The organism is Agarivorans sp. (assembly GCF_050295395.1).
Lineage (GTDB): Bacteria > Pseudomonadota > Gammaproteobacteria > Enterobacterales > Celerinatantimonadaceae > Agarivorans.
Genome location: NZ_JBNKPP010000287.1, coordinates 1 through 2286, shown reverse-complemented (window position 1 = coordinate 2286; position 2286 = coordinate 1). Strand labels below are relative to the sequence as shown.

Genomic DNA, 2286 nt, shown 5'->3' with positions numbered 1-2286 from the left:
TGTCGCGAGACCAATGTGAATTTGCTTATCGAGACAGTGTGTTCAAACATGGCTTAAAAGATAAAGCGATTATTACTCGGGTTAAGTTTCGCTTAACTAAGCAGTGGCAAGCAAAATTAAATTATGGCGGCTTGCGTGAACTGGGCGAGGGGGTGAGTGCGCAACAGATTTTTCAGCAAGTGATTGATATGCGACAACAAAAAATTCCTGATCCAAAAGTATTGGGTAACGCGGGTAGCTTTTTTAAAAACCCTGTGCTGAATCAGCAGCAATTACAGCAGCTATTGGTAAAGGTGCCGGCCATTCCGGTATATCCGGCCTCGGCAGGCTTTAGTAAAGTGGCAGCTGGCTGGTTAATCGATCAACTCGGCTTAAAGGGTTTCCAGCATGGCGGTGCCGCCGTGCATCAACAACAAGCCTTGGTCCTAGTAAATCAAGGCCAGGCCTCTGCAGCTGATATTGTGAGCGTGTGCAGACACATTCGTCATCAAGTATGGCAGCGCTTTGGTCTTGTCTTAGAGCCGGAAGTCCGCTTTCTAGGATCTCATGGCGAGGTGAAACCGGATACCGTGTTAGGAAGACCCGATGCGAGCGAATAAATCCTACCAGTTGTTACAGCATATAGCTGATGGCCGTTTTTACTCGGGTGAGTCTTTAGCCCAGGCTTTAGGGGTGTCTCGTACCACTATCGCCAGTTACATCAAACATTATAGCGACTTGGGCTTGGATATATTTAAGGTCAAGGGTAAGGGGTACAGCTTGGCTAAGCCGCTTTCTTTACTCGACGCTGAGCAACTGACCGCGAATCTTCCGGCTAATCAACCACAAGTGTTCGAACAGTTAGACTCCACCAATGCTTGGTTAATGACACACCAACAACAGCTAGCACATGGCCAAGTGGTATTGGCAGAGTATCAAAGCGCTGGTCGAGGTAGGCGAGGGCGGCAATGGCAAACTCCTTATGCTGGGCAACTTTGCCTGTCTATATTATGGCGTTTACAAGATGGTATTGAAGCCACCATGGGCTTGAGTTTAGCGGTGGGGCTGGCGATTGTAGAAAGTTTGGAATCCCTAGGTTATAGCGGTTTAGGTTTAAAGTGGCCTAATGACATTTATATGAACGGTGCCAAGCTAGCGGGAGTGTTAATTGAATTACAGGGCCAAAGTGATAGTGAAGTTAGCTTGGTGATGGGAATGGGCTTGAATGTTAGGGTCGCTCAGCAGCAAGCATCATTGATTGACCAAGCCTATGCTCAGTTAGAAAACGACGGCATTACGCTGAATCGTAATGAATTAGCGATCACCTTAATCCAATCACTCAATACTATGTTTGAGCAATTTAAACAGCAGGGCTTTGCTGCGTTGCAGACGCGCTGGAATCACTACGACGTGTTTAATCAGCAAAAAGTGAGCTTGCGTTTCTCACAAGACAAACAAGTTAGCGGTTTGGCTAAAGGGGTTGATGCGCAGGGCCAACTATTGCTGGAGATAGATGGCGTAGAACATAGCTTTATGGCGGGTGAAGTCTCTGTTCGCGGACAATAATTGAGCCCTCTGGGTGATTTTTGCGCGTTCAAATCAATCCGAGGTTTTTTTTTTGATTTGCTTGTTGCATTTAATAAAAGCATTACATAGAATGCGCAGCACTTAAGCGATGCCGATTTAGCTCAGTTGGTAGAGCAACTGACTTGTAATCAGTAGGTCGCCAGTTCGACTCCGGCAATCGGCACCATCTCTTAAGTTATAGGCTTCATCTAGTATTAGATGATTCAGTGGGGGGGTTCCCGAGTGGCCAAAGGGAGCAGATTGTAAATCTGCCGCGAAAGCTTCGATGGTTCGAATCCGTCCCCCCCCACCATTATTTTGGTAGTAGGTCGTCTTCCAAAGGTTTGATGCGGGCATCGTATAATGGCTATTACCTCAGCCTTCCAAGCTGATGATGCGGGTTCGATTCCCGCTGCCCGCTCCACAGTGCTGATATAGCTCAGTTGGTAGAGCGCACCCTTGGTAAGGGTGAGGTCGGCAGTTCAAATCTGCCTATCAGCACCACATTCCTTTATTAGTCTCCCTATTGCCTTTTTACCGGTCGGTAAGCGTAAACCAATGGTGCTTTGTACCAATGACCTTTATCCAGAGGGACTATTATGTCTAAAGAAAAATTTGAACGTTCAAAACCGCACGTAAACGTTGGTACAATTGGCCACGTTGACCACGGTAAAACAACTTTAACAGCGGCTATTACTAACGTATTAGCAAAAACTTACGGCGGTGAAGCTAAAGATTTCG

The 2286-nt window shown here is 46.7% G+C and carries 3 protein-coding genes and 4 tRNA genes; all 7 read left to right on the top strand.

The window, feature by feature from the left end:
• The coding region (gene murB / locus ACQY6Q_RS17140) for a UDP-N-acetylmuramate dehydrogenase (protein ID WP_427983315.1) at window positions 1–599 on the top strand (599 nt) is incomplete at its 5' end.
• Entirely contained in the window at window positions 586–1545 is a 960-nt protein-coding gene (birA, locus tag ACQY6Q_RS17135) for a bifunctional biotin--[acetyl-CoA-carboxylase] ligase/biotin operon repressor BirA (RefSeq protein WP_427983314.1), read from the top strand. The genes murB and birA, both read left to right, overlap by 14 nt.
• A gap of 111 nt (window positions 1546–1656) precedes the next feature.
• A tRNA-Thr gene (locus tag ACQY6Q_RS17130) sits at window positions 1657–1732 on the top strand.
• A 42-nt stretch (window positions 1733–1774) separates the two neighbouring features.
• Window positions 1775–1858: transfer RNA gene (locus ACQY6Q_RS17125), tRNA-Tyr, on the top strand.
• A gap of 36 nt (window positions 1859–1894) precedes the next feature.
• A tRNA-Gly gene (locus ACQY6Q_RS17120) sits at window positions 1895–1969 on the top strand.
• Between the two features lie 4 nt (window positions 1970–1973).
• Window positions 1974–2049, top strand: a tRNA-Thr gene (locus ACQY6Q_RS17115).
• Between the two features lie 95 nt (window positions 2050–2144).
• Window positions 2145–2286: GTP-binding protein (locus ACQY6Q_RS17110; protein ID WP_427983316.1), on the top strand; the 142-nt coding region annotated here is incomplete at its 3' end.

What these genes read in the sequence shown, in the direction of transcription:
- birA (WP_427983314.1), top strand. Translation starts at nt 586, where the DNA reads ATGCGAGCGAATAAATCCTACCAGTTGTTACAGCATATAGCTGATGGC.